Here is a 23,376-nt window from a genome sequence, read left to right on the forward strand (position 1 = left end):
CCTCCAGGGGAGGGTAAGCGCTACATCGGCCGGTAGGTCCGCACGTCCGCGGGCACGTTGACGCCGATCTTGATCTGGCCGACGGAGCGGATGATGTCATCGCCGAGGAGCTGGGCGAAGCAGGCGTAGCCCCAATCGTTCATGTGCAGGCCGTCGGCGATGACGAAGCTCTCGACCGGAAGCGCCTGCTTCTCGTGCCAGTCGCGCATCACCTCGAAACGGGGGAAGATGCCGACGTGACGGAGCTCGGCGACCTTGCCGAGCAGCTTCACCATCTTGCCGGCGCTCTCGGCGCGCTGGTTGACCGCCGGCGAATATTGCGGATCGACCAGCACGATATCGGTGCCGCCGCCAGCCTGGATGCGGGAGATACCGTTCTCGACGAGCTTGGCAGTGTCGCCGGGATCGAGATTGCGCAGCACGGCATTGGTGCCGACCTGCCAGATCACCATATCCGGATGCACGTCGATCACCTCCTTCTGGAGGCGTTTCATCATTTCGGGCGCGTCCTCGCCGCCGACGCCGGCATTGACGACGGTGATGTCGGCGGTCGGATATTGCCGGCGAAGCTGCGCGGCCAGACGATTGGGATAATTGAAATCGGGCGAGCTCGCCCCGTAGCCGGCCGTCGACGACGAGCCGAATGCGACGATCACGACGGGCTGGCCGGCGACGAGCTTGCTCGCGACATGCGGCAGCGAGCCCATCGCCTTCGAGCTGCCCTTGGGCGTCAGGCAGGGCACGCGGCCAAAAATATCGCCGGCGGACTTCGCGACCTGCTTCACCTTGTCGATGGCGCGCGCGGCGATGCCGCGCTGCTCGGCGGCCGGGTTGGTGGCAGCAACGGTGGTCTGGGAGGGCGATGCGGGAGCAGGATTAGCGGTTTGCGCTGGCGTTGCCTGTGCGGCCTGCGATTGCGCGTGCGACGGCGAAACAGGTGTCAGCAACAGCAGCGCCGCGGCTGCGGGCGCGGCCAGCCATGTCGTCAGGCAAAAAGGGCGGAGAGAACTCATTAACGCTAGACCTCAATTTTGCGGCTGGGCCGGACCCAGATGGGCAGCGTCGATCACAAACTGTGCCAACGCGCGGCCAAGGCAATCATGGACCTGTTTCGCCAGTTCAGGGCCGCGGGACGGACTGAACAGATCGAACTGACCCTGATCATTCCATTGCCGCATGATCGCGAAACGATCGAACAACGGCACGTCATGCTCCTGGGCCACCACCCGCATATTATCGAGATAGGGCGGCACCGAGATCATGGTTTCGGTACGTGGGCTGTATTGCAAGTTCATCAAGATGACGTCAGCCCCTGCATTTTGCAACGCAGCAACCCCTTCGGTCAGTGCGCCGCGAAATTCGTCGGGATCGATGGCTCGGATAGCATCCACCGTCCCGGTCTGCCAGATGACCAAAGTAGGCCTTTTTGCTTCCATCAGCTTAACGAAGGTGGTGGCGGCCTCCTCCGCCGTTTTCTTGCTCTGTATTTCTACGGAGACGTGCACGGCCTCCGACGGCGGCAGCTTTTCTTTCAGGATCGCCTGCATACGCGCCGGATAGGAGCTGTCCTCCGAGGCCGGAATCGTGGTCGAACGGCTGCCGATGACCAGGATCTCGAGCGGTTTGCCCGCCTTCACGGCATCGGCGACCTTGTGCAGCTGGCTCTCGGTCGCGAGCAGATAGGGCGGCAATTCGCAGGCGGCGGGCGCGGCAGGAACGGCCGGCGCAGCATCGTCCGCGCGCGCCGGGGGCGCGGCAAAACCACCGCACAGCAGGATCAGGCTCAGGAGAACCTTCGCCTTCATCAGCCCCCTCCCGCCATATCGGCGCTGCCGATGGCGCTTTTGGTCTTCGAACCGCTCTTGTCAGCCACGCGCTTGTACCACGAAATCACCCAAGCCACGGCCCACATGATCAGGATTCCCGAAAGACTAATCAGCGCATGCATGACCGGGCCGCCGGACACCTCGGCCAGGACGAAATGGCCGGCGAAGGCCAGGAAGATGCCGAGGCAGAAGATCTCCAGGGAATGCTGGCCGCACAGGATCAGCGGCCGCAGCCAGGGCGATCTCAGGCCCGGCCAGTCCCGCGGCAGGAAGCGCACCGTGAGCGCGGCCAGTGCCAGGAAATGGGTGAAGCGCAGCACGTCAAGATCGGTCTTGTCGATCGGATACATCCACTGCTCGAGCCGCTTCGGCATCAGATGGGACAATTGCGGCACGTACCAGGTCAGCGTCACGTAGAACGCCGCGACGAGATAAGCGATCGAGATCCACATCGTCACGGGCGAAGCCAGAATGCGCGACATGCGTCGCGCACCTCCGAGCGCACACCATGCACCGAACACGAAAAGCAATTGCCAGGCCAACGGATTGAACGCCCAGAAGCCGTTCGGATAGGCCGAGAAGTAGAGGTCGTATTCCCAGGTGACGGCGTAGAGAACAACGGAGAGGCCGAGCGTGACGTCGGGCTTCCATTTCATCGACCAGAGGATCAAAGGCAGCGCCAGCATCAGCACGATGTAAAGCGGCAGCACGTCCATATTGACCGGACGGAAGCGCAACAGCAGCGCCTGCACGATGGTGACGTCGGGCTGCTTGAGGAAATCCATGATGCCCATCTCTTCGGTGTAGAGCGGGTTCTCGAAGCTGGTCGCGACGTAGGATATTTCGGCGAGGAAGATCGTGAACAGGAAGACGTGGGCGACATAGATCTGCCAGACCCGGCGCAGGATGCGCGCGGTGGCGATGACGACGCCGCTTTCCAGCATGGCGCGGCCATAGACGAAGGCGGCGGTATAGCCGGAGATGAAGATGAAGATCTCCGTGGCGTCGCTGAAGCCGTAATTGCGGATCGTGAACCAGGTCAGAAGGCTCGGCGGCAGATGGTCGATGAAGATCAGCCACAGCGCCAGGCCGCGGAACAGGTCGAGCCTGAGCTCACGCTCGCCGATGGCGGGCAGCGTCATGGCCGGCGCGGCGGCGCGGAGGCTCCTACCTGCGGATTTGGCATCCGCGGTTCCCGCGATCGTCGATCCCGTCACTTGGTCGGCAATGGTCATCGGGGCCCGAAACCCTCGCGCAAATCGCGACGTTTAATTTAAGGAGTGTATCGTCCGGCTGCGGTCTCGCAAAGCGACCGGATCACATTGACGCGTACTTCCCTTCGAATTCTGGCGGCACGATGTCGGGAAAACCGCCCCCGGCGTTTGGTTCCCGGCCGGGATTTCGTTATGATGGCAGCCATGTATCGCGCCGTGACCCGCCAGATCGAAGTGACCGTCCAGCCGAACTTTGTTCCGGAGCAGTCGTCGGCCGACCGCTCCCGTTTTTTCTGGTCCTACACCATCGTCATCACCAACTCCGGGGATGAGACCGTGCAGCTCAAGACGCGGCACTGGATCATCACCGACGCCTCCGGCCGGCAGCAGGAGGTCAAGGGCGAGGGCGTGGTCGGCGAGCAGCCGATCTTGGCGCCCGGCGAGCGCTTCGAATACACCTCCGGCGTGCCACTCACGACCGCCTCGGGCTTCATGACCGGCCGCTACCAGATGGTCACCGAAAGCGGCGAGCGTTTTGACATCGACGTGCCGACATTCTCGCTCGACAGCCCGGACAACAAGCGGGTGTTGAACTGAGGGGGCGGCGCGCAGCTTCCCCAACCTCGTCATTGCGAGCGCAGCGAAGCAATCCAGAATCCTTCCGCTGAAAGACTCTGGATTGCTTCGCTGCGCTCGCAATGACGGAGAATGGGCGCATCACGCCCCCTCCACGCCCGCCTCGTGCGGCGTGAACGCATAGACCGACGAGCAGAACTCGCAGGTCACGACGACCTTGTCGTCCTTGACCATGGCGGTGCGATCGTCCGGCGAAAAGCTCTTCAGCATCGACGCGACCGCATCGCGCGAGCAGGAGCATTGCGCCTTCAGGACCAGCGGATTGAACACACGCACGCCGCGCTCGTGGAAGAGACGGTAGAGCAGCCGCTCGCCCGAGAGCTCGGGATCGATCAGTTCGACATCCTCGACGGTGTCGATCAGCGCACGCGCCTCGACCCAAGCATCGTCCTCGGCGACGCTGTGCGCTTGCACGCCTTCGGGCGCATCGCCGGGATGCAAATCGGCCTGCTGCGCGCGCTCCGGCGCTTTCGGCAGGAACTGCATCAGCATGCCGCCGGCGCGCCAGCGGTGCTTGCCGCCGTCGTTCGAGCGCCACTCCTCGCCGACGGCGAGGCGGACGCGCGTCGGAATCTGCTCGGAACGCAGAAAATATTCGTGGGCGGCGTCTTCCAGGCTGCCACCGTCGAGCGCGACCAGGCCCTGGTAGCGGCTCATGTCGGGACCCTGGTCGACGGTCATGGCGAGATGGCCGCGCCCGAGCAGCGAGCCGGAGTCACGTGCATCGCCAAGGCGCGCGGCGTCATAGCGGGCATAGGCGCGCAAATGATCCGGCGCCTTATAATCCACCACCAGGAACGACACCGGGCCGTCGGTCTGAGCCTGCAGGATGAAGCGGCCCTCGAACTTCAACGCTGAACCAAGCAGCGTCGTCAGCAGGATGGCTTCGCCGAGCAGCTTGCCGACCGGGGCGGGATAGTCGTGCTTGGTGAGGATCTCATCGAGCGCCGAGCCGAGGCGCACCAGGCGCCCGCGCACGTCGAGCGCGTCGATCTCGTAGGGCAGCACGGCGTCATCGATCGGAACCGCTGATGGCGCGCGAACCGGGCCTTCCGGCCCGGTTTTCATGTCAGGGGATTGGAAAACCATGGCGCTCTATCTGGGGTCGGAAGGGGCGGATTGGAAGGGGGGCAGTTGTATGCACGCAGGTCCCGCAAACGCAGTGTCGTCCCGGCGAAGGCCGGGACCCATAGCCACAAGCGGAAGTTTGGCGAAGAGTATCGGCCTCCTCCAGCCTGCCACGAGATAGATCACGCGGTATGGGTCCCGGCCTTCGCCGGGACGACACCGAGAATGTAACGATAGTCTCCATCCGTTATCGCCCCCGCAGGGGCGAGACGACGATCCGATCCTATTTCACCGCGTCGAAGCACCAGGCCAGGATGCCTTTCTGCGCGTGCAGGCGGTTTTCGGCCTCGTCGAACACGACCGATTGCGGGCCGTCGATCACCTCGTCGGTGACCTCCTCGCCGCGATGGGCGGGCAGACAGTGCATGAACAACGCGTCGGGCTTGGCCAGCGACATCAGCTTGGCGTTGACCTGATAGGGCTTGAGCACGTTGTGACGGTGCTCGCCTTCCTTGTCGCCCATCGATACCCAGGTGTCGGTGACGACGCAATCGGCGCCGCGAACCGCGGCTTCCGCATCGGTACCGAGCATGATCGGGGCGCCGGTCGCCTTGATCCAGTCACGCATTGCCTTCTTCGGCGCGAGCTCCGGCGGCGTTGCGACATTGAGCTGGAACTTGAAACGCTCGGCGGCATGGGCCCAGGACGCCAGCACGTTGTTGTCGTCGCCGGTCCAGGCCACGGTCTTGCCCTCGATCGGGCCGCGATGCTCCTCATAGGTCATGAGGTCGGCCATCACCTGGCAGGGATGCGAGCGCCGCGTCAGGCCGTTGATGACGGGCACGGTCGCGTTGGCCGCAAGCTCGAGCAGCGCATCGTGGTTGAGGATGCGGATCATGATGGCGTCGACATAGCGCGACAACACGCGCGCGGTGTCGGCGATGGTCTCGCCGCGACCGAGCTGCATCTCGGCACCCGTGAGCATGATGGGCTCGCCGCCGAGCTGGCGCATGGCGACGTCGAACGACACCCGCGTCCGAGTCGACGGGCGTTCGAAGATCATCGCCAGCGTCTTGCCTTCGAGCGGCTTGACCGGCTGATGCGCCTTCTGCTTCGCCTTCATCGCGGAGGAGGCGGCGAGCATGCTCTTGAGCTCCGATAGCGGCAGCTCGTCGATATCGAGGAAATGCTTTGGTGTCTTGTTGGCAGTCTTGCTCATCAGCTTGCCGCCCGCTTGGTCTGGCCCGCCGAAATCGCGGCGCAGGCGCGTTCGAGCCGGGCGACGCTGTCTTCGATCTCGGACTCGGTAACGATCAACGGCGGCAGGAAACGCACGACATTGTCGCCGGCGCCGACGGTCAGGAGCTTTTCATCGCGCAGCGCCGCAACCAGATCGCCGGAGGGCACCACGGCCTTGATGCCGATCAGCAAGCCCTCGCCGCGGATTTCGCTGACGACGTCGCCATGGCGGTCGATCACGGACGCGAGTTTCTGCTTGAGCAGCAGCGACATCTTCTGCACGTGATCGAAGAAGCCGGGCTTGAGCATGACGTCGAGCACCGCATTGGCGGCGGAGACCGCGAGCGGGTTGCCGCCGAAGGTCGAGCCGTGCGAGCCCGGGGTCATGCCGGAAGCCGCTTCCGCGGTCGCCAGGCACGCGCCGATCGGGAAGCCGCCACCGAGCGCCTTGGCCAGCGACATCACGTCGGGCGTGACGCCGAGGCGACGATGGGCGAACAGATCGCCGGTGCGGCCCATGCCGGTCTGCACCTCGTCGAACGCAAGCAACAGGCCGCGCTCGTCGCAAAGCTGGCGCAGCGCCTTGAGAAACGCCGGCGTGGCCGAACGCACACCGCCCTCGCCCTGGATCGGCTCGATCAGGATGCCCGCGGTCTGCGGACCGATCGCCTTCTTGACGGCATCGAGTTCGCCATGCGGCACCTGGTCGAATCCTTCCATCGGCGGACCAAAGCCTTCGAGATATTTGGCCGAGCCGGTCGCAGCCAGCGTTGCAAGCGTGCGGCCGTGGAACGCGCCTTCGAACGTGATCATGCGAAAGCGGTCGGGATGGCCCTTTCCGGCGTGATAGCGGCGCACCACCTTGATCACGCATTCCAGCGCTTCGGCGCCGGAATTGCAGAAGAACACGAAGTCCGCGAAGCTCTCATCGCACAGACGCGCCGCCAGCCGCTCGCCGTCGGGGCTCTGGAACAGGTTCGACATGTGCCAGAGTTTCGTCGCCTGCTCCTGCAACGCCTTGACCAGCGCGGGATGGGCATGGCCGAGCGCGTTCACCGCGACGCCGGAGGTGAAATCGAGATAGCGCTCACCGTTGGTCGCGATCAGCCAGCAGCCTTCACCGCGCTCGAAACCAAGGTCGGCCCTGGCGAAAACGGGAAGCAGATGCGGCGCGGCGCTGTTGGTCATGTCGGTCACTTGGATGTTGAGGCCGGCCTCAACGCGCTTACGCAGCGCACCATTGACCGGCCCGAAAAACGAAACGTGCCGCCTTTTAAGGGCGGCACGTGACACTATCTTATGCCTGGTAAAACCGGTGTCAATGCCGCCCGGAAAGCCTCGCGAAACGCTGAATCCGTAGTCTTGCGGTGCCGATTTTGCGAGTTTTAGCCACGGAACATGTGGAAGCGAGTCGGCGGACTCTTGCGCGTGAGTCACGCCATATTGTAGCGTTTGGCTTGTCAGATACGACATCTCGTGCAGCGGTTCTGATCTCTAAGTCCTCATGTACCGGCGTAAACGTTCGGGCGCACTTCGCGCGTCCGGCGAGCCTTAAGGGATTCTGGCGGCACGGGTTTTTCAAGGCTTAAGCATTCGCTGTGAGGCCCCGATATGGCCGGCGCGCAGCGAGGGAAAGGGTGCAATGACGGTTTTGACATGGTCGGATGATCGCGTCGAGCAGCTGAAAAAGCTCTGGGAGGCCGGACTTTCGGCCAGCCAGATCGCGGCTGAGCTCGGTAATGTGACCCGCAACGCCGTGATCGGAAAGGTGCACCGGCTCGGCCTGTCCGGCCGCGCCAAGAGCCCTTCATCCGCTGCTCCCCGGCCGCGCAAGGCGCGCCCGGCGCAGCACATGATGCGGGTGACCCGGCCGATCTCGCGCGGCAACACGGCGCTGGCGCAGGCCTTCGAGGTCGAGGTCGAGGCCGAGCCGGTCACCTACGACAACGTGGTGCCGATGAGCCAGCGGCTGTCGCTGCTGGAATTGAACGAGGCGACCTGCCACTGGCCGGTCGGCGATCCCTCGAGCCCCGATTTCTTCTTCTGCGGCGGCAGGGCGCTGTCCGGCCTGCCCTATTGCGCCCAGCACTCGCGCGTCGCGTACCAGCCGGCGGCGGACCGCAGGCGTGCACCGTCCAAGCCCGGGCCGCGGTAAGTTCGTTCTGAGATCAAGAGAGAGCGGTCACGCGACGGCGGCTCAATAAACTCGCCGTCGTCCCGGACAAGCGCGCGGAGCGGCGCGCCGATCCGGGACGACTCTGAGAGTGTGGCCGCAGCCGCCAAACCAACGTCTACAAACCCTACGCCTGCTCCGCCTTCGCAAAACGATCGTCCAGTGCGTAACCGGCGCCGCGGACGGTGCGGATCGGGTCCTGCTCGCGGCCGAGATTGAGCAGCTTGCGCAGGCGGCCGATGTGCACGTCGACGGTACGCTCGTCGATGTAGATGTCGCGTCCCCAGACGCTGTCGAGCAGCTGCTCGCGCGAGAACACTCGGCCGGGATGCTCCAGGAAGAACTCCAGCAGACGATATTCGGTCGGACCAAGATCAATCGGACGGCCTGAGCGCGCGACGCGGCGTTTGTCGCGATCGAGTTCGATGTCGCCGAAGGCGAGCACGGTGGCGAGCCGCTCCGGGCTTGCGCGCCTGAGCAGGCCCTTCACGCGCGCCAGGAGCTCAGGCACCGAGAACGGCTTGACGATGTAGTCGTCGGCGCCGGTCGCCAATCCCCGCACCCGCTCGCTCTCCTCGCCGCGGGCGGTGAGCATGATGATCGGGAGCTGCTTGGTCTCGGGCCGGGTGCGAAGTCGCCGGCACAGCTCGATGCCGGACAACCCCGGCAGCATCCAGTCGAGCACGATCAGGTCGGGGATATGCTCCTTGAGGCGGGTGTCGGCGTCGTCGCCGCGCATCACCGTCTCGACGTCATAGCCGTCGCCTTCGAGGTTGTAGCGGAGAAGCTCGGTCAGAGCTTCCTCGTCCTCAACCACCATAATGCGTGCGCCCATGGGCTCGTTGCTCCCTTGAGTCTTCAGGTATTCGGGACCGTCGTGGCGAAGGTCGTCATGTCGCCCTTCGGCCGCTTGTCGGTGATGGCCTGACCTTCGATCATGTAGAACACGGTCTCGGCAATGTTGGTGGCGTGGTCGCCAATACGTTCGATGTTCTTGGCGCAGAACATCAGGTGGATGCAGAACGAGATGTTGCGTGGATCTTCCATCATATAGGTGAGGAGTTCGCGGAACAGCGAGGTGCAGATGGCATCGACTTCCTCGTCGCCCTTCCACACCGCCATCGCCGCCGGCAGATCGTGCGCGGCATAGGCGTCCAGCACCGACTTGACCTGCTGCTGCACGAGGTCGGTCATGTGTTCCAGGCCGCGGAACAGCTTCAGCGGATGAAAATCCGTCTCCAGCGCCGCGACGCGCTTGCCCATGTTCTTGGCAAGGTCGCCGATGCGCTCGAGATCGGTCGCAACGCGCATGGCGCCGACGATCTCGCGCAGGTCAACCGCCATCGGCTGGCGGCGAGCGATTGTGAGCACCGCACGCTCCTCGATGCGCCTCTGGAGGGCGTCGAGCTCGGTGTCGATGGTGACGACGCGCTGGCCGAGCGCGACGTCGCGCCGGATCAGCGCATCGACGGACTCCACGATCATGCGCTCGGCAATCCCGCCCATCTCGGCGACCAGCCGGGTGAGCTCCTGGAGGTCTGTGTCGAACGCCTTTGCGGTATGTTCAGAACCCATGTCCCGTCTCCTCAGCCGAACCGGCCGGTGATGTAATCCTGCGTACGCCGATCGGTCGGCGACGTGAAGATCCTGCTGGTGTCGTCGAACTCGATCAACTCGCCGAGATACATGAAGGCGGTCTTGTCGGAGACGCGTGCCGCCTGTTGCATGTTGTGGGTGACGATCGCGATCGTATAGTTCTCGGAGAGTTCCTGGATCAGCTCCTCGACCTTGGCGGTCGAGATCGGGTCCAGCGCCGAGCAGGGCTCGTCGAACAGGATCACCTCGGGTCGCACTGCGACCGTACGGGCGATGCAGAGCCGCTGCTGCTGGCCGCCGGAGAGCGACAGGCCGGAGGCATTGAGCTTGTCCTTGACCTCGTTCCAGAGCGCGCCGCCGCGCAGCGCCTTCTCGACCCGGTCGTCCATCTCGGACTTCGAAATCTTCTCGTAGAGGCGGATGCCGAAGGCGATGTTCTCATAGATCGTCATCGGGAACGGCGTCGGCTTCTGGAACACCATGCCGACGCGGGCGCGCAGCAGATTGAGGTCGAGCCTGGGATCGAGGATGTTGGTCTGGTCGAGCATGAGCTGACCGGTGGCGCGCTGGCCTGGATAGAGATCGTACATCCGGTTGAAGATGCGCAGCAGGGTCGACTTGCCGCAGCCCGACGGGCCGATGAACGCCGTGACGCGGTGGGTGCCGAGCGTCAGGTTGATGTTCTTCAGCGCATGGTGCTCGCCGTAATAGAAGTTGAGGTTGCGCACGGTCACCTTGGGCGGCGCCTCGGGCAGCACCGGCGTCTGGGGCAGGCCGCCAGAGGCGCTCATCGATACGGACAGATCACTCATTTTGCGGTCCTCTCGGCGCCAAGGATGCGCGCGCCAATATTCAGGGCAAGAACGGTCAGGGTGATGAGCAGCGCTCCGCTCCAGGCCAGCTGCTTCCAGTAGGCATAGGGGCTCTGCACGAAATTGTTGATGGTGACCGGCAGGTTGGCCATCGTCTTGGTCATATCAAGGCTGAAGAACTGGTTCGACAGCGCGGTGAACAGCAGCGGGGCGGTCTCGCCGGCGACACGGGCGGTGGCGAGCAGCACGCCGGTAATGAGGCCGGCCCGCGCCGAGCGGTAGGCAATCCGCTTGATGACCAGCGAGCGCGGCAGGCCGAGCGCGGAGGCCGCCTCGCGCAGAGCGTTCGGCACCAGCAGCAGCATATCCTCGGTCGTGCGCAGCACCACCGGGATCACGATGACCGCAAGCGCGAGACAGCCCGCGATGGCCGAGAAGCCGCGCATCGGCACAACCACCGCGCCATAGATGAACAGGCCAATAATGATCGAGGGGGCGCTGAGCAGGATGTCGTTGATGAAGCGGATCACCGACGTCAGCCTGTCGTTGCGACCGTATTCAGCGAGATAGGTGCCGGCGAACATGCCGAGCGGCGCGCCGATGCCGACGCCGATCACGGTCATCATCAGCGAGCCGACGATGGCGTTGAGCAGGCCGCCCTCGGTCGAGCCAGGCGGCGGCGTGTTCTCGGTGAAAATCTGGACGTTGAGTCCTGCGACGCCGTTGTAGAACAGCGTGACCAGGATCAGTGCGAGCCAGGTGACGCCGAAGGCGGCGGCGGCGATGCAGAGACCGCGGATGACGAAGTCCTTGCGGCGGCGGCGTGAATAGATCGGGTTCATGGCGTCAGTTCCCCGCCTTCTTTTCCAGTCGCATCAGCATCAGCCGCGCCGCTGCGAGCACGAAGAACGTCAGCACGAACAGGAGGAGGCCGAGCAGGATCAGACCGGACTGATGCAGACCGTCGCTCTCGGCGAATTCGCTCGCGATCGCCGCCGAGATCGTGGTGCCCGGGGCGAAGATCGATGAGGAGATCCGGAACGAGTTGCCGATAATGAAGGTCACCGCCATGGTCTCGCCGAGCGCACGTCCCAGCGCCAGCATGATGCCGCCGATGACACCGACGCGGGTATAGGGGATGACCACGCTGCGGACGACCTCCCAGGTGGTGCAGCCGACACCGTAGGCAGCCTCTTTAAGGACCGGCGGGACCGTCTTGAATACGTCGACCGAGATCGAGGTGATGAAGGGCAGCACCATGATCGCGAGAATCAGCGCCGCATTGAACAGGCTGAGATAGGACGGCGGGCCGGCGAACACCGCACCGAGCACGGGAACGCCGTCGAATATCTTGATCATGAATGGCTGGAAGGTGTTGGCCAGGAACGGGCCAAGCACGAAGAAGCCCCACATGCCGTAGATGATCGAGGGAATGCCTGCGAGCAGCTCGATCGCCATGCCGATTGGGCGGCGCAGCCATTGCGGGCACAGCTCGGTCAGAAAGATCGCAATGCCGAGACCGACCGGGATGGCGATCAGCATCGCGATGAAGGAGGTGACGAGCGTGCCGTAGATCGGTCCGAGCGCACCGAGCACGGGCGGATCGGCGGACGGCGCCCAGCGCTGCGTCCACAGGAACGACGCACCGAATTCCTTCATCGCCGGGAAGGCGCCGACGATCAGCGAAATGATGATGCCGCCGAGGATGAGCAGCACCGAGATCGCACTCAGCCGCGTGATCCAGTAGAAGGTGATATCGCCGAGCTTGAACGCGCCCAAGGCCTTGGCGCGGTCATACGGTCCGGCGGCATCGACTACATTGCTCTCAACGGCCATCTCTGCCACGCCGATCCCCTGTACCAGACTGCACTGTTATTGGGTTTATTAGTCGTCGATCGGGCCCCGGATCGTTTGCGACGCGCCACCGATCCGGAATCGAAGTCTTGTAGATCCCGGCTCAGCGGCGCAGTGTTTGCCACGCCGCTTCCGGACGACAGAGCTTAGCTCTTGATGTCGGCAGCCCAAGTCTTCTCGATCAGCTTCACGACGCTGTCGGGCATCGGGATGTAGTCGAGCTCCTCGGCCGCCTTGCCGCCGCTCTTGAAGGCCCAGCGGAAGAACTTGATGGCTTCCTGCGAGGCGGCCTTGTCGGTCGCATCCTTGTGCATGAGGATGAAGGTCGCCGCCGTGATCGGCCAGGACTTCTCGCCGGGCTGATCGGTCAGGATCACGTAGTAGCCCGGAGCCTTGGCCCAGTCGGCGTTGGCGGCGGCCGCCTGGAAGGCTTCGACCGTCGGCTGCACCGGCTTGCCGGCCTTGTTGACGAGGCCGGTATACGTGAGCTTGTTCTGCTTGGCGTAGGCGTACTCGACATAGCCGATCGAGTTCTTGGTCTGGCCGATATTGCCCGAGACGCCTTCATTGCCCTTGGCGCCGACGCCAACCGGCCACTCGACCGCGGTGCCCTCACCGACCTTGCTCTTCCAGTCGGCGCTCGCCTTGGAGAGATAATTGGTGAAGTTGAAGGTCGTGCCCGAACCGTCGGAGCGACGGACCACGGTGATCGCCTCGGACGGCAGCTTCACGTTCGGATTGAGCTTCTTGATGGCCGGATCATCCCACTTGGTGATCTTGCCGAGATAGACGCTGGCAAGCGTCTCGCCGTCGAATACCAACTCGCCCGGCTTCACACCCTCGATGTTGACGACGGGAACGATGGCGCCCATCACCATCGGCCACTGCACGAGGCCGTCCTTTTCGAGCTGCTCGGCCTTGAGCGGCGCGTCAGTCGCGCCGAAGGTCACGGTCTTGGCCTGGATCTGCTTGATGCCGCCGCCGGAGCCGATCGACTGGTAGTTCAGACCGTTGCCGGTCTCCTTCTTGTAGGCGTCAGCCCACTTGGAATAGATCGGGAACGGGAACGTAGCACCGGCGCCCGTGATATCGGCCGCGAAGGCCGACGTCGATGCGGCGACCAAGCCAGCAACGACGATGGTTTTGAGGAAATTCATGCTGGTCTCCATACAGGGGAGCGAAGCGCCTTACGCGCCCGATCGCGCTCCCCGTGCCGCCCCTTTAGGAGCGGTCGGCTGTGCTTTTACGAAGCTTTCGTGACAGTCGGATGACAGGCCTAAGTAACTGAAATCGCTATATTTTCAGCTCGGAGCCGAGGGCCTTGTCTGGGGAAAACAGGCGCTGAACGTGGCGCCCTGTTTGGGCACGCTTTCGATCAGGAGCCGACCACGATGGCGGTTAAGGATATGTTTCACCAACGATAATCCGAGCCCGGTGCCGCCTTGCGAGCGGCTGTCGCCGACGTCGACCCGGTAGAAGCGCTCGGTTAGCCGCGGCAGATGCTCGGGCGCGATGCCGGGGCCGAAATCGCGGACCATGACCCGGATTTCCTGGGTGCCGTCAGGGGCGTCGGCAGAGGTCAGCGACACGATGACCCGCCCCCCCGAGGCACCGTATTTGAGCGCGTTCTCGATCAAATTCTCGAACAGGCGCAGCAGCTCCTCCCGGTCGCCCGCGATCATCACCGGCGCCTCCGGCAAATGGGTCTCGACATCGACCTGGCGCTCCCGCGCCAGGGGTTCGAGCCCGTCCGCGACCTGGAGAATGATCGGCAGCAGGTCGACCAGGGTATCAGGCCGGACATGGGCGGACAGCTCGACCCGCGATAACGACAAGAGGTCGTCGATCAGGCGCGCCATGCGGGTGGCCTGGTTGTGCATGATGCCGAGGAAGCGCTCACGCGCCTTGGGATCGTCCTTCGCCTGGCCCTGGAGCGTGTCGATGAAGCCGGACAGCGCGGCCAGCGGCGTGCGCAATTCGTGGCTGGCATTGGCGACGAAATCGGCGCGCATTTCCTCGACCCGGCGCAGCGGCGTCTGGTCGTGGAAGGTCATCAGCATGCATTTGTCGGCGCCGCCAAAGGTGGTCGGCACTGGCACCGGCGTGATCATCAGCTCCATCCAGCGATCGACCGGCACATGGTCGAGATAGGTCGCACGCCGCGGCTCGGTGGTCGCGATCGCCTCGCGCAGCGCGGTGATGATCTCGGGCGAGCGCAGCGCGAACTGGGCGAGCTCGTTCCTGCGCAGCGCCGGCGCCAGCTGCGCGGCGGCGGCATTGAGATGGATGACGCGGCCGGCGCGGTCGAGCAGCACCGCCGGATCCGGCATGCCGGCGACGACCGCGGCCACCGCGGCGCTCTCGACCGGATTGACCCGGCGGGTGTCGTCGCGCGAGGCAGCCGTATCGTGCAGGCGCCAGGGGATCAGCGCCGCCGCCGCGATGCAGAGGAACACCGCCGCCCCTCCCATCACCGACAATTCGCCGAGCGAGACTACCACCGACAGCGCCAGCGCCGCGGCGATCAGGATGATGGTCGAGTGCCGCAGCCGGTCGGACCAGGGCTGGGCGGAGGGAGAAGATGGGGCGTCGATCGCCATCGGGGCGGACTTCTCCTAGGGGCTTGCGCCGGTCAGGCGCCGCTGTCGCTACGCTCTCTCACATAGGCAGCTTCACGCGCCGGGCCTGGGTCGAGCTTGAGCGCCGCTTGTTGCAGGCGCTTGGATCTGGCGCCGATTATAACTTCGCGAAACGTCAGCAAGATTACAGATATGACGAAGGGGGATAGATAATAGAGGACGCGGAAAAGAAGCATGCCGCCCAGAAGCTCCTCCCGGTCCATCTGCCAGAGGCCGACTAGCATGGCGGCGTCGAACACTCCGAGGCCCCCGGGCGAGTGGCTGGCGAAGCCGAGCAGCGTCGCAGAGACGAAAATCACCGCGACCACGACGAAGCCGAGATTGGGCTCATCCGGGACCAGCACGTACATCGCGAGCGCGCAGAAGCCGAGATCGATGATGCCGATGGCGACCTGGAGCAGCGTCAGCGGACCGCCCGGCAGCACCACCGTCCAGGGCCCGCGGCCGACCACCCGCGGCTGGGTCCAGACCCAGACCACATAGCCGATCAGCGCCACGAGGATCATCATCGCCAGCGTCCGGTTCAGCCAGGGCGGCATCTGGTCGATCGCGGCAGCGGCCTCCGGATGATAGGAGATGCCGAGGCCCAGCACGGCGGCATTGCCGAGCCAGAATGTCAGGCCGGCGAGGAAGCAGATCTTTGCGACGTCGATCGCGTTGAGGCCGTAGGCCGAATAGATGCGGTAGCGCACCGCTCCGCCGGTGAAGACGCTGGCGCCGACATTGTGGCCGATCGAGTAGCTGGTGAAGGCGGCGAGCGCGTTGACGCGATAGGGCACGTGGGTATGGCCGATCGCGCGCACGGCGAACAGGTCGTAGAAGGTCAGGGTGAAATAGCCCGCGGCAACGAACAGCGCCGCCATCGCAATCTGGCTCGGCTCGGTGCTCTTGATCGCTTCGATCACCTCGTTGAAGTCGATGCCTCGCAGCATGTGGTAGAGCACATAGCAAGCGATGCCGATGACCGCGACGCTAATCACAACGCCAAGCTTATGCAGGATTTGCTTCTGGCGCAGAAACGACACCGCCCTGCGTATGGCTTCCAGCATCTAGACCTCAAACAACGCTTCAGCGGCCAGGGTGGCCGGCGAACTGGCGAACGACGCACAGGCACTCAACGAACCCTTGCCGCCGGCTTCGGCGTCGCGCAGGCCCCCCAACCTTCCACTAGCGCGTTTTCGGGCGAAGTGGAATTCGCCAATACGAACAAAATCACGTGCCTTCAATATTTTAGGCAGGTTTGCGGGCTCAGGATGCACGGTTTGGCGCTTTCGACGGCAAGGCTGACGCGAATCTCCGTGGCAATCCTGCGCAGGGGCCGTGAAGTTTTGATGATTTCGGCCGCACAATGTTCCGTCGGATTTTAAGCCGATATCAATCTGTGGACCGCGCCCGCCTGTTGAAAGAGGGGCCGATCCGGTGTTGTGCACGGATTTTCGGATGCGCCGCAAGGTCGCAGCGCCCCGAGTGGCCTCACGGTGCGGCCAGATAGCCGCGGCCATAGGCACTGGCCTGGTCCTCGAATATCGCCATGGCCGTGGTCATTCGCCGGAAGCCCAGGCGTTCGTAAAAACCCTCCTTGCCCGGCACGGCATAGAGGATGATCTTGCGATGGGAGCGGCAGCGCACCAGCAAGCGCTCGATGATTTCGCGGCCGAGACCTTGTCCTTGACAATCCGGGTGCACGGCGACGTCACAGAGGTAGGCACAGTCGCGGCCGTCGGCCAGCACGCGCCCGGCACCGACGAGGCGGCCTTCATCATAGGCGAAGGCGCGAAACATGCTATTGCCGAACACCAGCGCGAGATCGGCCGGCGCTTTGTTGCCGAGTGGAGCGATGCGGTAGAGCGCGGACAGCTCGTGCCAGTCGATACAAGCAAGATCGTCGGCCCAGACAATCGACATCGACGGAGCCCTCCCAGCTCAGTGCCGCGCAGCAGTGACCGCGGCGACGATTTCGTCGGTGCCGGGAAAATGGCCTTTGCTGCGGCTCGCGACAATCCGGTCGCCGAGCTTGACCTGGAATATGCCTCCCTTGCCCGGCACGAGGTCCGCCTCCAGCGCCAAGTGCCGGCGGAGCGCCGCCGCCGCGTCTTTGGCACGCTTCTCGTAGCCGCAGGGCCGGCAATAGATGATGGTCACGTCAGACATCTCGTCCTCCTTTTTTGGTTTTAGGCTGCGAGTTGCGGACGCACCGCCTCGATGCCGGCGATCCAGCCGGCGGCCGAGCGGCCGATCGCCTCGGGATGATCCTCCTGAAGATAATGCAGCCCGGGCCCGAGGCGGACGAGCGCGCAGTGCTTCAGCGAGGCCGCGAACATCTCGGCAAAATCCGGGGCGACGAGCGCTCCCGGCTCACCCGTGAACAGCAGCTTTGGATATGAGGATGCAGCGAGCGAGGCATGCGCCGAATTGAGCACTTCGCCGACATCGGCCGGCTCACCCTCGATCGGCAGCTCACGAGGAAAGGCGAGGACGGGACGGCGGCTCGCCGGCGTCGGGAACGGCGCACGATAAGGCGCCATCTCGTCCTCGCTGAGCGTGCGCACGATGCCACCGGGCAGCACACGTTCGACGAAGGCGTTTGCCTCCAGGATCATGGCTTCTCCCTCGCCCGGCGTCCTGAACTTGCGGAAGGCGTAGCGCGCAGCGTCGGCCTGATGGAAATCCTGCCAGCTCGGCATCGGCCGGATGAACTCCATGAAAGCGAGGCCGCGCACGAAATCCGGCCGGCGCGCGGCAAGGTGAAATGCGAGCGCAGTGCCCCAATCCTGCGCGACGAGATAGGCCGATTTGATGCCGCGCTCTTCGATGAATGCATCAAGATAGCGGACATGGTCGAAGAAGCGGTAGGCGATGTCGGGCTTGCCGGACTGGCCGAAGCCGATGAGGTCGGGCGCGATGCAATGCGCCACCGGCGCCACCAGCGGCAGGATGTTGCGCCAGATGTGCGACGAGGTGGGATCGCCGTGCAGGAACAGCGCGACCGGCTGATCGCGCACGCTCGTTTCGCGATAGGCCATCGTGCTGCCGAGGACTGGGGCGTTGCGGATTTCGATTTCGGCTGGCTTGCTCATGTCGGCTCCCTGAACACCGTTTGGAATGCGATGGTCTTGAAACGTTCGAGCGCATCGGGATTGCGATCGACCTTCATGCGCAGGATCGCGCCCTGCCAGGACGCGAGCAGGAAGTCGGCAAGCTCCTCCGGCTTGAAATTCGATGCGATCTCGTTGCGCGTCTGCGCCTCCGCGATACAGGCCGCGAACGGCATGCGCCACTCGGCAAAAATTTCGGCAAGGCGCGTGCGCAGCATCTCGCTGCTCCCCGTGGCTTCCAGACTGAGATCGCCGATCAGGCAGCCGCGGCCAAAGCCGTCGGCCTCGAGCCGGCCGATGATGATGTCGAGATAACGCTTGAGCCGAGCGCGCGGCGTCAGCGAGGCGTCATAGAGGGCCTCGGCGACCAATCCCCTGGTGATGTCGAAGTAGCGGTCGAGCACCTCGGATGCGAACGCCTCCTTGGAACGGAAATGATTGGTGAACGACCCCTGCGGGGCGCCCGCTGCAGCGGTGACGTCGCGCACGCTGGTGCCGTGATAGCCGGTCCGAAACATGACCTTGAGGCCGGCGTCGAGGATGGCGTCTTTGAGTGACGGCTTTGGCATGGAATCTATAATACGTATGTACGTATTACAGTCAAGCGCAGACTTGTCTCTAAGCAATCTGCTTGTTAATCAATTAGTTATCGTGAGAGCTGGTCGCCGCCCGGCCGAAGCTTCAGACCGCCGGCATGCTGCGCGCAACCACCCGGTCGCGCAGCCATGCGCCGATGGTGCAGCCGACGAGATAGCAGGCGAACATGATCAGCCCGAGGTCGAGCCAGTAGCCGAAGCGGCCGGGGACCACATGAGCGAACGAGGCCGCGACCAGCGCGGCGGCGAGCGCGGCAAGCCAGCGCGCAGTCACTTTCGAAGTGCCGTTGCCGCGCTGGACCACCGAAATCCAGCCCATCGCAAACCCCAGCAGCAGGGATCCGATCAACCAACCCAGATGGAACGAAACGAGATAGGGCATCGTCACCTCACCAGAAATTCGATGCGGCGGTTCTGGGCCTTGCCGTCGTCGGTCTCGTTGCCGGCGACGGGCTGCGTGCTGCCATAGCCGACCGCGGTGAAGCGGTTGGCGGGCAGGCCGGCCTTGACCAGATAATCGATCACCGCCTGCGCGCGCTTCTCGGAAAGCGCCCGGTTGAAGGCGTCCTCGCCATCGGTATCGGTGTGTCCGGCAACCTCGATGTTTGTGGTCGGACAGCGCAGTGCCGTCTCGATCAGATGATCGAGGATGCCGGCGGAATCCGGATCGATGTCGGCGCGTTTCGCTGCGAAGCGTATCTTGCCTTTGCCCAGAAGGTCCGAAAACAGCTGCTGGCAGACGGTGCCATCGACCGGCCCCGCCGCAGGCTTCACCGTGATCTCCGGCTTGTATTGCCAGGTTTTCGGAAAGTCCTTGCCGAGGCCGGCGCGAATGTCGTTGGCAGCGCCTTCGTACAGCGCATCGCCCGATAGCTTCACCTCGCGATCGGAAACGACCAGCGTGCCGGTCGACAGCCGCGACAGCGCGCCAAGCGCGGCGAGCACGACCGTGTTGAAGGAGCTGGGGGCGCCGATGCTGGCCTTGAGATTGTCGACGATTTTTTCGTTGAAGAACTTCCGCGACGCGCTGGTCGCCAGCGCAGAGTGGACGTTGTTGTCGGGCACGTAGCCGGTCAGCGTCACCGTCGCGGCAACCGGGTCCTTGTAGGCCTGGAAGATGTAGGGCGGCGCCTTGATGTCGTTGGCGGCGATCGAAAAACCCTCGGGCAGGTTCTTCAGCGCGGCTGCAATCGCCTCGCGGCCGCCGAGTTCGCGGGCCATGCCCGCCAGATTGACCTTGGTGTCCGAGATCGTGATCTTGCCGTCCTTCAGCTTGCCGATCTGGTCGAGCAACAGCATCGCGGCGGCCTCGAAACGCGGTGGTGCGCCGCGCGCCAGGCCCATCTGATCGGCCACCTCGACCCCGCCGACCTCCTTGCGGGCCGCCTCTGTCAGCCGGCCTTTCATCGACGGCAAGGGCGCGGAGCCCGACAGCGTCACCCGCACGACGTCCCGCTCCGCGTTCCAGACGAAGGGTTTTGCCTCAGGAACAAGGCGGGTGCGGTCATCGACCAGGCGCACGCCGGGCACGATCTCGACCGCCATCACGGCGTCGCGGCGACCCTCTTCGGAGAAGGCATCCGCGGCCAGGCCGACGTCGCGGCCGTCGACCGCGATCCGAGTCTTGTCCAGAACGGTGTCCTTGAGCGCGGCGGAACTGCGGGCCGACAGGTCGGCCTCCACCGGCAAGGTGTTATTCCAAGCCGCAAATCCCCACATGACGGCAAGGGGGATCAACCCTGGCCACCATTTGCTGGCCCACCTGAAAAGCTTTTGCATTCGACGACCCGAACTCTGGAACCGGAGACAAAACAAACCCTTGGCAGGCTGTCAAACCGGAAATGGTGCCCTTCCGAAGACCCTGCGTGGACAATTGGAATAACTTTTTCTTCAAGGGTGTGACCGTAAGTTGCAGGCGGAATGCCAGGGGTCGGCCGCCGGGTCATGAAACAACTGCGTAACAACGTTATCCGCGCCGGGCTGGGAGCACTCTATTTCAGCGGGGCGCACCACCTTTTGCGCCCGCTTTTGGCGGGCGTCGGCGCCATTTTCATGCTGCACCATGTGCGGCCGGCCCGCGAGGCCGCGTTTCAGCCGAACCGGCATCTCGAAGTCACCCCCGATTTCCTGCGCGCGACCCTGAGCCATCTGCGCTCGCGCGACATCGACATCGTCAGCATGGACGAGCTGCATGAGCGGCTGGTGCAGGGCAACTTCGACCGCCGCTTCGCCGCCTTCACCCTCGACGACGGTTATCGCGACAATCTCGAATTTGCTCTGCCGGTGCTGCGCGATTTTGACGCGCCCTTGGCTGTCTATGTCGCCAGCGATTTCGCCGAAGGCACGGGACGGCTGTGGTGGACGGCGCTGGAAGCCGTGATCGCCAACACCGATCAGGTCGACGTGCAGATCGGCAATTCCGCGCTGCGGCTCGATGCGACGTCGCCTGCGGCAAAGCAGGCGGCGTTCGACCGCCTGCACGACTGGCTGCGCGCGTTGCCGGGCGAGCATGATCTCAAGCGCGAGATCGAAGCGCTCTGCGCCAGATACGGCGTCGACGTCGCTGCGCTGTGCCGCAGCCTCTGCCTGTCCTGGGACGAGGTGAAGCGGCTCGCCGCCGATCCGCTGGTCACGATCGGCGCGCACAGCATCAGCCATTGCAACCTCGCCAGGCAGAGCGAGGAGTTTGCAGCGCAGGAGATGGCGGTGAGCAAGCTGCGAATCGAGCACGCGCTGCAGGCGCCGGTACTGCACTTCGCCTATCCCTATGGCGACCGCGAGGCGGCGGGGAATCGCGAATTCGCACTGGCGGCGGCGGCCGGCTTCAAGACTGCGGTAACGACGCGGCCTGGCATGCTGTTCGCCGAGAGCGCCGGCCAGATCACCGCGCTGCCGCGCGTCTCGCTCAACGGCAATTACCAGGACACGCGAATTCTGCCGGTGTTGACCTCGGGTGCAGCGACCGCGATGTGGAACGGCTTTCGCCGCTTTGCGGCGGCGTAGGCCTCAATCTCCGCTGTCGTCCCGGACAAGCGTAAGCGTAGATCCGGGACCCTTACCGCGGAATCCATCGGTTGTGATAAGCAGTCGGGCTGAAAATGGGTCCTGGCTTTCGCCAGGACGACATCGCAGCTGACGTTAACCGCCCGCGTCCATATCGCCCGCCTCGCGCTGGCCGCTGAGCCACAGCGCCAGCAGGGTCCAAAAAGCGCCGGAGAGCAGATAGGCACCGGAGGCAATGACGCCGAGGTTGGTCGCGAGCAACAGCGCGGCAAGCGGGGCAAAGCCGGCGCCGAACAGCCAGGCCATGTCTGACGTCAGCGCGGACGCCGTGTAGCGGTACATCTGCTTGAAGTTGGACGCGATGGCGCCCGAGGACTGGCCGAAGGACAGGCCGAGCAGGATGAAGCCGATCACCATGTAGATGGTCTCGCCGAACGCACCGGCGTCGAGCAGTTGCGGAGCGAATCCGCTATAGACCGCGATCGCGATCGCCGATCCCATGAGCAGCGACTTGCGGCCGACGCGGTCGGCAATCACGCCGGACAGCACGATTGCGCCGACCCCAAACACGGCGGCGACGATCTCGATGATCAAGAAGCGCACCGGGCTTTCGCGGGTGAACAGGAACACCCAGGACAGCGGAAACACCGTGACCATGTGGAACAGCGCGAAGCTCGCCAGCGGCGCGAACGCGCCCAGCATGATGTTGTGGCCTTCGCGGGCGACGGTGTCGGAGATGCGCGACGGCTGCAATTCGCGGGTCTCGAACAGCGAAGCATATTCCTCCGTCGTCACCATGCGCAGGCGGGCGAACAGCGCCACGACGTTGATGGCAAACGCAACGAAGAACGGATAGCGCCAGCCCCAGTCAAAGAAATCGTCGGCCGAAAGATTGCCGGCGAAATACGCGAACAGCGCGCTCGCCACGATCAGCCCGAGCGGCGCCCCTAACTGCGGCACCATGGCGTACCAGCCACGCTTCGAGGGCGGCGCATTCAGCGCCAGCAGCGAAGCCAGACCGTCCCAGGCACCGCCCCAGGCCAAACCCTGCGCGATGCGTGCCAGCGCCAGCAGCCAGATCGCGGCGCTGCCGATGTCGCGATAGCCGGGCAGGAACGCGATCGCGACGGTGGCGGTACCGAGCAGGAACAGCGCCGAGATCAGCTTGGCCGTCTTGCCGTACTCGCGGTCCACCGTCATGAAAATGACGGTACCGATCGGCCGGGCCATGAAGGCCAGCGCGAAGATCGTGAAGGAATAAAGCGTGCCGGTGAGTTCGCTCGCGAACGGGAACACCAGGCGCGGAAACACGATCACCGAGGCGATCGCGAAGACGAAGAAGTCGAAGAATTCCGAGGTGCGCCCGATGATGACGCCGATGGCGATTTCTCCGGCACTGGCCTGGTCGTGGCCATGCTCGCCCGAGTGGAGGTCTGCCATTGCGGGGGTCCGTGCCGTCGCCATGCGTCGCGCCCTTAACGTCCTGAAAACCAATGCCGGCCGCCCGGCGGGCGCCGGGCAATCTGGACCTGTCTGGCGCAACATTCCGCACTGCAACATTGGACAAATTGTCCAATGTCCGGATTGCTGCGTCGCAGCTACCCCTTGGTCCCGCAAAGGAAACT

Annotated in this window: 25 protein-coding genes; 3 read left to right on the forward strand and 22 right to left on the reverse strand. The window is 64.2% G+C overall.

All coding sequences use genetic code 11. From position 1 onward, the window contains the following. Window positions 1-20: 20 nt before the first annotated feature. Genes FXV83_RS11545 through FXV83_RS11555 form a run of 3 tightly spaced genes read right to left on the reverse strand, consistent with a single transcriptional unit; the run spans window position 21 to window position 3,061 of the window. On the reverse strand, window positions 21-1,013 hold the full coding sequence (locus FXV83_RS11545) for an SGNH/GDSL hydrolase family protein (RefSeq protein ID WP_148739302.1): 993 nt from the start codon (window positions 1,011-1,013) through the stop codon (window positions 21-23). A 12-nt stretch (window positions 1,014-1,025) separates the two neighbouring features. Further along, window positions 1,026-1,805 (reverse strand): SGNH/GDSL hydrolase family protein, encoded by a 780-nt coding sequence (locus FXV83_RS11550; protein ID WP_148739303.1) that lies wholly within the window; start codon window positions 1,803-1,805, stop codon window positions 1,026-1,028. Beyond that, entirely contained in the window at window positions 1,805-3,061 is a 1,257-nt protein-coding gene (locus tag FXV83_RS11555) for an OpgC domain-containing protein (RefSeq protein WP_148739304.1), read from the reverse strand. Before FXV83_RS11555 ends, FXV83_RS11550 begins: the two co-directional genes overlap by 1 nt. Before the next feature lie 183 nt (window positions 3,062-3,244). Between FXV83_RS11555 and apaG the strand changes: the two genes are divergently transcribed. Next, a complete protein-coding gene (gene apaG / locus FXV83_RS11560) occupies window positions 3,245-3,637 on the forward strand; it encodes a Co2+/Mg2+ efflux protein ApaG (protein ID WP_187435836.1) in 393 nt (130 codons plus the stop codon). Window positions 3,638-3,757: 120 nt separating this feature from the next. On the opposite strand, the gene FXV83_RS11565 is transcribed toward apaG, so the two are convergent. The 3 genes from FXV83_RS11565 to FXV83_RS11575 all read right to left on the reverse strand — a co-directional run bounded on the left by FXV83_RS11565 (window position 3,758) and on the right by FXV83_RS11575 (window position 7,171). Then, window positions 3,758-4,765, reverse strand: a complete 1,008-nt coding sequence (locus tag FXV83_RS11565) for an Hsp33 family molecular chaperone (RefSeq protein ID WP_148739306.1) — start codon at window positions 4,763-4,765, stop codon at window positions 3,758-3,760. A gap of 262 nt (window positions 4,766-5,027) precedes the next feature. After that, entirely contained in the window at window positions 5,028-5,963 is a 936-nt protein-coding gene (gene argF / locus FXV83_RS11570; protein ID WP_148739307.1) for an ornithine carbamoyltransferase, read from the reverse strand. After that, entirely contained in the window at window positions 5,963-7,171 is a 1,209-nt protein-coding gene (locus FXV83_RS11575) for an aspartate aminotransferase family protein (protein WP_187435832.1), read from the reverse strand. The genes argF and FXV83_RS11575 overlap by 1 nt, the downstream gene beginning before the upstream one ends. A 454-nt stretch (window positions 7,172-7,625) precedes the next feature. Here FXV83_RS11575 and FXV83_RS11580 point away from each other — a divergent pair, with 454 nt between their 5' ends. Continuing rightward, window positions 7,626-8,138 (forward strand): GcrA family cell cycle regulator, encoded by a 513-nt coding sequence (locus tag FXV83_RS11580; protein WP_148739309.1) that lies wholly within the window; start codon window positions 7,626-7,628, stop codon window positions 8,136-8,138. A gap of 145 nt (window positions 8,139-8,283) precedes the next feature. Here FXV83_RS11580 and phoB read toward each other — a convergent pair whose 3' ends face one another. The 15 genes from phoB to FXV83_RS11655 all read right to left on the reverse strand — a co-directional run bounded on the left by phoB (window position 8,284) and on the right by FXV83_RS11655 (window position 20,527). After that, window positions 8,284-8,991, reverse strand: a complete 708-nt coding sequence (phoB, locus tag FXV83_RS11585; protein ID WP_097661713.1) for a phosphate regulon transcriptional regulator PhoB — start codon at window positions 8,989-8,991, stop codon at window positions 8,284-8,286. A gap of 23 nt (window positions 8,992-9,014) precedes the next feature. Next, window positions 9,015-9,731: a phosphate signaling complex protein PhoU gene (gene phoU / locus FXV83_RS11590; protein WP_148739310.1), complete on the reverse strand. Its 717-nt coding sequence runs from the start codon at window positions 9,729-9,731 to the stop codon at window positions 9,015-9,017. Window positions 9,732-9,742: 11 nt separating this feature from the next. Further along, entirely contained in the window at window positions 9,743-10,564 is an 822-nt protein-coding gene (gene pstB, locus FXV83_RS11595) for a phosphate ABC transporter ATP-binding protein PstB (RefSeq protein WP_148739311.1), read from the reverse strand. Beyond that, window positions 10,561-11,406 (reverse strand): phosphate ABC transporter permease PstA, encoded by an 846-nt coding sequence (pstA, locus tag FXV83_RS11600; RefSeq protein ID WP_148739312.1) that lies wholly within the window; start codon window positions 11,404-11,406, stop codon window positions 10,561-10,563. Before pstA ends, pstB begins: the two co-directional genes overlap by 4 nt. 4 nt (window positions 11,407-11,410) lie before the next feature. Then, on the reverse strand, window positions 11,411-12,400 hold the full coding sequence (gene pstC / locus FXV83_RS11605) for a phosphate ABC transporter permease subunit PstC (RefSeq protein ID WP_187435837.1): 990 nt from the start codon (window positions 12,398-12,400) through the stop codon (window positions 11,411-11,413). Between the two features lie 164 nt (window positions 12,401-12,564). Beyond that, window positions 12,565-13,575: a phosphate ABC transporter substrate-binding protein PstS gene (gene pstS, locus FXV83_RS11610; protein WP_148739314.1), complete on the reverse strand. Its 1,011-nt coding sequence runs from the start codon at window positions 13,573-13,575 to the stop codon at window positions 12,565-12,567. A 144-nt stretch (window positions 13,576-13,719) separates the two neighbouring features. Further along, on the reverse strand, window positions 13,720-15,018 hold the full coding sequence (locus FXV83_RS11615; RefSeq protein ID WP_148739315.1) for an ATP-binding protein: 1,299 nt from the start codon (window positions 15,016-15,018) through the stop codon (window positions 13,720-13,722). A 32-nt stretch (window positions 15,019-15,050) separates the two neighbouring features. Continuing rightward, window positions 15,051-16,106: a lysylphosphatidylglycerol synthase domain-containing protein gene (locus FXV83_RS11620; RefSeq protein ID WP_148739316.1), complete on the reverse strand. Its 1,056-nt coding sequence runs from the start codon at window positions 16,104-16,106 to the stop codon at window positions 15,051-15,053. Further along, a complete protein-coding gene (locus tag FXV83_RS11625) occupies window positions 16,107-16,487 on the reverse strand; it encodes a hypothetical protein (RefSeq protein WP_187435838.1) in 381 nt (126 codons plus the stop codon). A 43-nt stretch (window positions 16,488-16,530) separates the two neighbouring features. Beyond that, window positions 16,531-16,962, reverse strand: coding sequence for a GNAT family N-acetyltransferase (locus FXV83_RS11630; protein ID WP_148739318.1), 432 nt, complete (start codon window positions 16,960-16,962; stop codon window positions 16,531-16,533). Window positions 16,963-16,980: 18 nt separating this feature from the next. Further along, a complete protein-coding gene (locus FXV83_RS11635; RefSeq protein WP_148739319.1) occupies window positions 16,981-17,208 on the reverse strand; it encodes an Rdx family protein in 228 nt (75 codons plus the stop codon). A 20-nt stretch (window positions 17,209-17,228) separates the two neighbouring features. Next, window positions 17,229-18,134 carry a haloalkane dehalogenase gene (locus tag FXV83_RS11640; protein ID WP_148739320.1) on the reverse strand — a complete coding sequence of 302 codons (906 nt, stop codon included), beginning with the start codon at window positions 18,132-18,134 and terminating at the stop codon, window positions 17,229-17,231. Next, window positions 18,131-18,721: a TetR/AcrR family transcriptional regulator gene (locus FXV83_RS11645; RefSeq protein ID WP_187435833.1), complete on the reverse strand. Its 591-nt coding sequence runs from the start codon at window positions 18,719-18,721 to the stop codon at window positions 18,131-18,133. Before FXV83_RS11645 ends, FXV83_RS11640 begins: the two co-directional genes overlap by 4 nt. 112 nt (window positions 18,722-18,833) lie before the next feature. Next, window positions 18,834-19,130 (reverse strand): hypothetical protein, encoded by a 297-nt coding sequence (locus tag FXV83_RS11650; RefSeq protein ID WP_187435834.1) that lies wholly within the window; start codon window positions 19,128-19,130, stop codon window positions 18,834-18,836. Between the two features lie 2 nt (window positions 19,131-19,132). After that, complete coding sequence (locus FXV83_RS11655; RefSeq protein ID WP_148739323.1) at window positions 19,133-20,527, reverse strand: OmpA family protein; 1,395 nt, start codon at window positions 20,525-20,527, stop codon at window positions 19,133-19,135. 165 nt (window positions 20,528-20,692) lie between these two features. Between FXV83_RS11655 and FXV83_RS11660 the strand changes: the two genes are divergently transcribed. Then, a complete protein-coding gene (locus FXV83_RS11660) occupies window positions 20,693-21,751 on the forward strand; it encodes a polysaccharide deacetylase family protein (RefSeq protein ID WP_148739324.1) in 1,059 nt (352 codons plus the stop codon). Window positions 21,752-21,886: 135 nt separating this feature from the next. On the opposite strand, the gene FXV83_RS11665 is transcribed toward FXV83_RS11660, so the two are convergent. Continuing rightward, window positions 21,887-23,215 carry an MFS transporter gene (locus FXV83_RS11665; RefSeq protein ID WP_148739325.1) on the reverse strand — a complete coding sequence of 443 codons (1,329 nt, stop codon included), beginning with the start codon at window positions 23,213-23,215 and terminating at the stop codon, window positions 21,887-21,889. Window positions 23,216-23,376 lie beyond the last annotated feature (161 nt).

The organism is Bradyrhizobium hipponense (assembly GCF_008123965.1).
GTDB lineage: Bacteria > Pseudomonadota > Alphaproteobacteria > Rhizobiales > Xanthobacteraceae > Bradyrhizobium > Bradyrhizobium hipponense.

Coding starts and splice junctions, on each gene's coding strand:
- FXV83_RS11640 (WP_148739320.1), bottom strand. CDS start 18,134: ATGAGCAAGCCAGCCGAAATCGAAATCCGCAACGCCCCAGTCCTCGGC.
- FXV83_RS11635 (WP_148739319.1), bottom strand. CDS start 17,208: ATGTCTGACGTGACCATCATCTATTGCCGGCCCTGCGGCTACGAGAAG.
- FXV83_RS11655 (WP_148739323.1), bottom strand. CDS start 20,527: ATGCAAAAGCTTTTCAGGTGGGCCAGCAAATGGTGGCCAGGGTTGATC.
- FXV83_RS11645 (WP_187435833.1), bottom strand. CDS start 18,721: ATGCCAAAGCCGTCACTCAAAGACGCCATCCTCGACGCCGGCCTCAAG.
- pstS (WP_148739314.1), bottom strand. CDS start 13,575: ATGAATTTCCTCAAAACCATCGTCGTTGCTGGCTTGGTCGCCGCATCG.
- phoB (WP_097661713.1), bottom strand. CDS start 8,991: ATGGGCGCACGCATTATGGTGGTTGAGGACGAGGAAGCTCTGACCGAG.
- FXV83_RS11620 (WP_148739316.1), bottom strand. CDS start 16,106: ATGCTGGAAGCCATACGCAGGGCGGTGTCGTTTCTGCGCCAGAAGCAA.
- pstA (WP_148739312.1), bottom strand. CDS start 11,406: ATGAACCCGATCTATTCACGCCGCCGCCGCAAGGACTTCGTCATCCGC.
- FXV83_RS11545 (WP_148739302.1), bottom strand. CDS start 1,013: ATGAGTTCTCTCCGCCCTTTTTGCCTGACGACATGGCTGGCCGCGCCC.
- FXV83_RS11630 (WP_148739318.1), bottom strand. CDS start 16,962: ATGTCGATTGTCTGGGCCGACGATCTTGCTTGTATCGACTGGCACGAG.
- phoU (WP_148739310.1), bottom strand. CDS start 9,731: ATGGGTTCTGAACATACCGCAAAGGCGTTCGACACAGACCTCCAGGAG.
- FXV83_RS11615 (WP_148739315.1), bottom strand. CDS start 15,018: ATGGCGATCGACGCCCCATCTTCTCCCTCCGCCCAGCCCTGGTCCGAC.
- pstC (WP_187435837.1), bottom strand. CDS start 12,400: ATGGCCGTTGAGAGCAATGTAGTCGATGCCGCCGGACCGTATGACCGC.
- FXV83_RS11550 (WP_148739303.1), bottom strand. CDS start 1,805: ATGAAGGCGAAGGTTCTCCTGAGCCTGATCCTGCTGTGCGGTGGTTTT.
- FXV83_RS11580 (WP_148739309.1), top strand. CDS start 7,626: ATGACGGTTTTGACATGGTCGGATGATCGCGTCGAGCAGCTGAAAAAG.
- argF (WP_148739307.1), bottom strand. CDS start 5,963: ATGAGCAAGACTGCCAACAAGACACCAAAGCATTTCCTCGATATCGAC.
- apaG (WP_187435836.1), top strand. CDS start 3,245: ATGTATCGCGCCGTGACCCGCCAGATCGAAGTGACCGTCCAGCCGAAC.
- pstB (WP_148739311.1), bottom strand. CDS start 10,564: ATGAGTGATCTGTCCGTATCGATGAGCGCCTCTGGCGGCCTGCCCCAG.
- FXV83_RS11565 (WP_148739306.1), bottom strand. CDS start 4,765: ATGGTTTTCCAATCCCCTGACATGAAAACCGGGCCGGAAGGCCCGGTT.
- FXV83_RS11660 (WP_148739324.1), top strand. CDS start 20,693: ATGAAACAACTGCGTAACAACGTTATCCGCGCCGGGCTGGGAGCACTC.
- FXV83_RS11555 (WP_148739304.1), bottom strand. CDS start 3,061: ATGACCATTGCCGACCAAGTGACGGGATCGACGATCGCGGGAACCGCG.
- FXV83_RS11665 (WP_148739325.1), bottom strand. CDS start 23,215: ATGGCGACGGCACGGACCCCCGCAATGGCAGACCTCCACTCGGGCGAG.
- FXV83_RS11575 (WP_187435832.1), bottom strand. CDS start 7,171: ATGACCAACAGCGCCGCGCCGCATCTGCTTCCCGTTTTCGCCAGGGCC.
- FXV83_RS11650 (WP_187435834.1), bottom strand. CDS start 19,130: ATGCCCTATCTCGTTTCGTTCCATCTGGGTTGGTTGATCGGATCCCTG.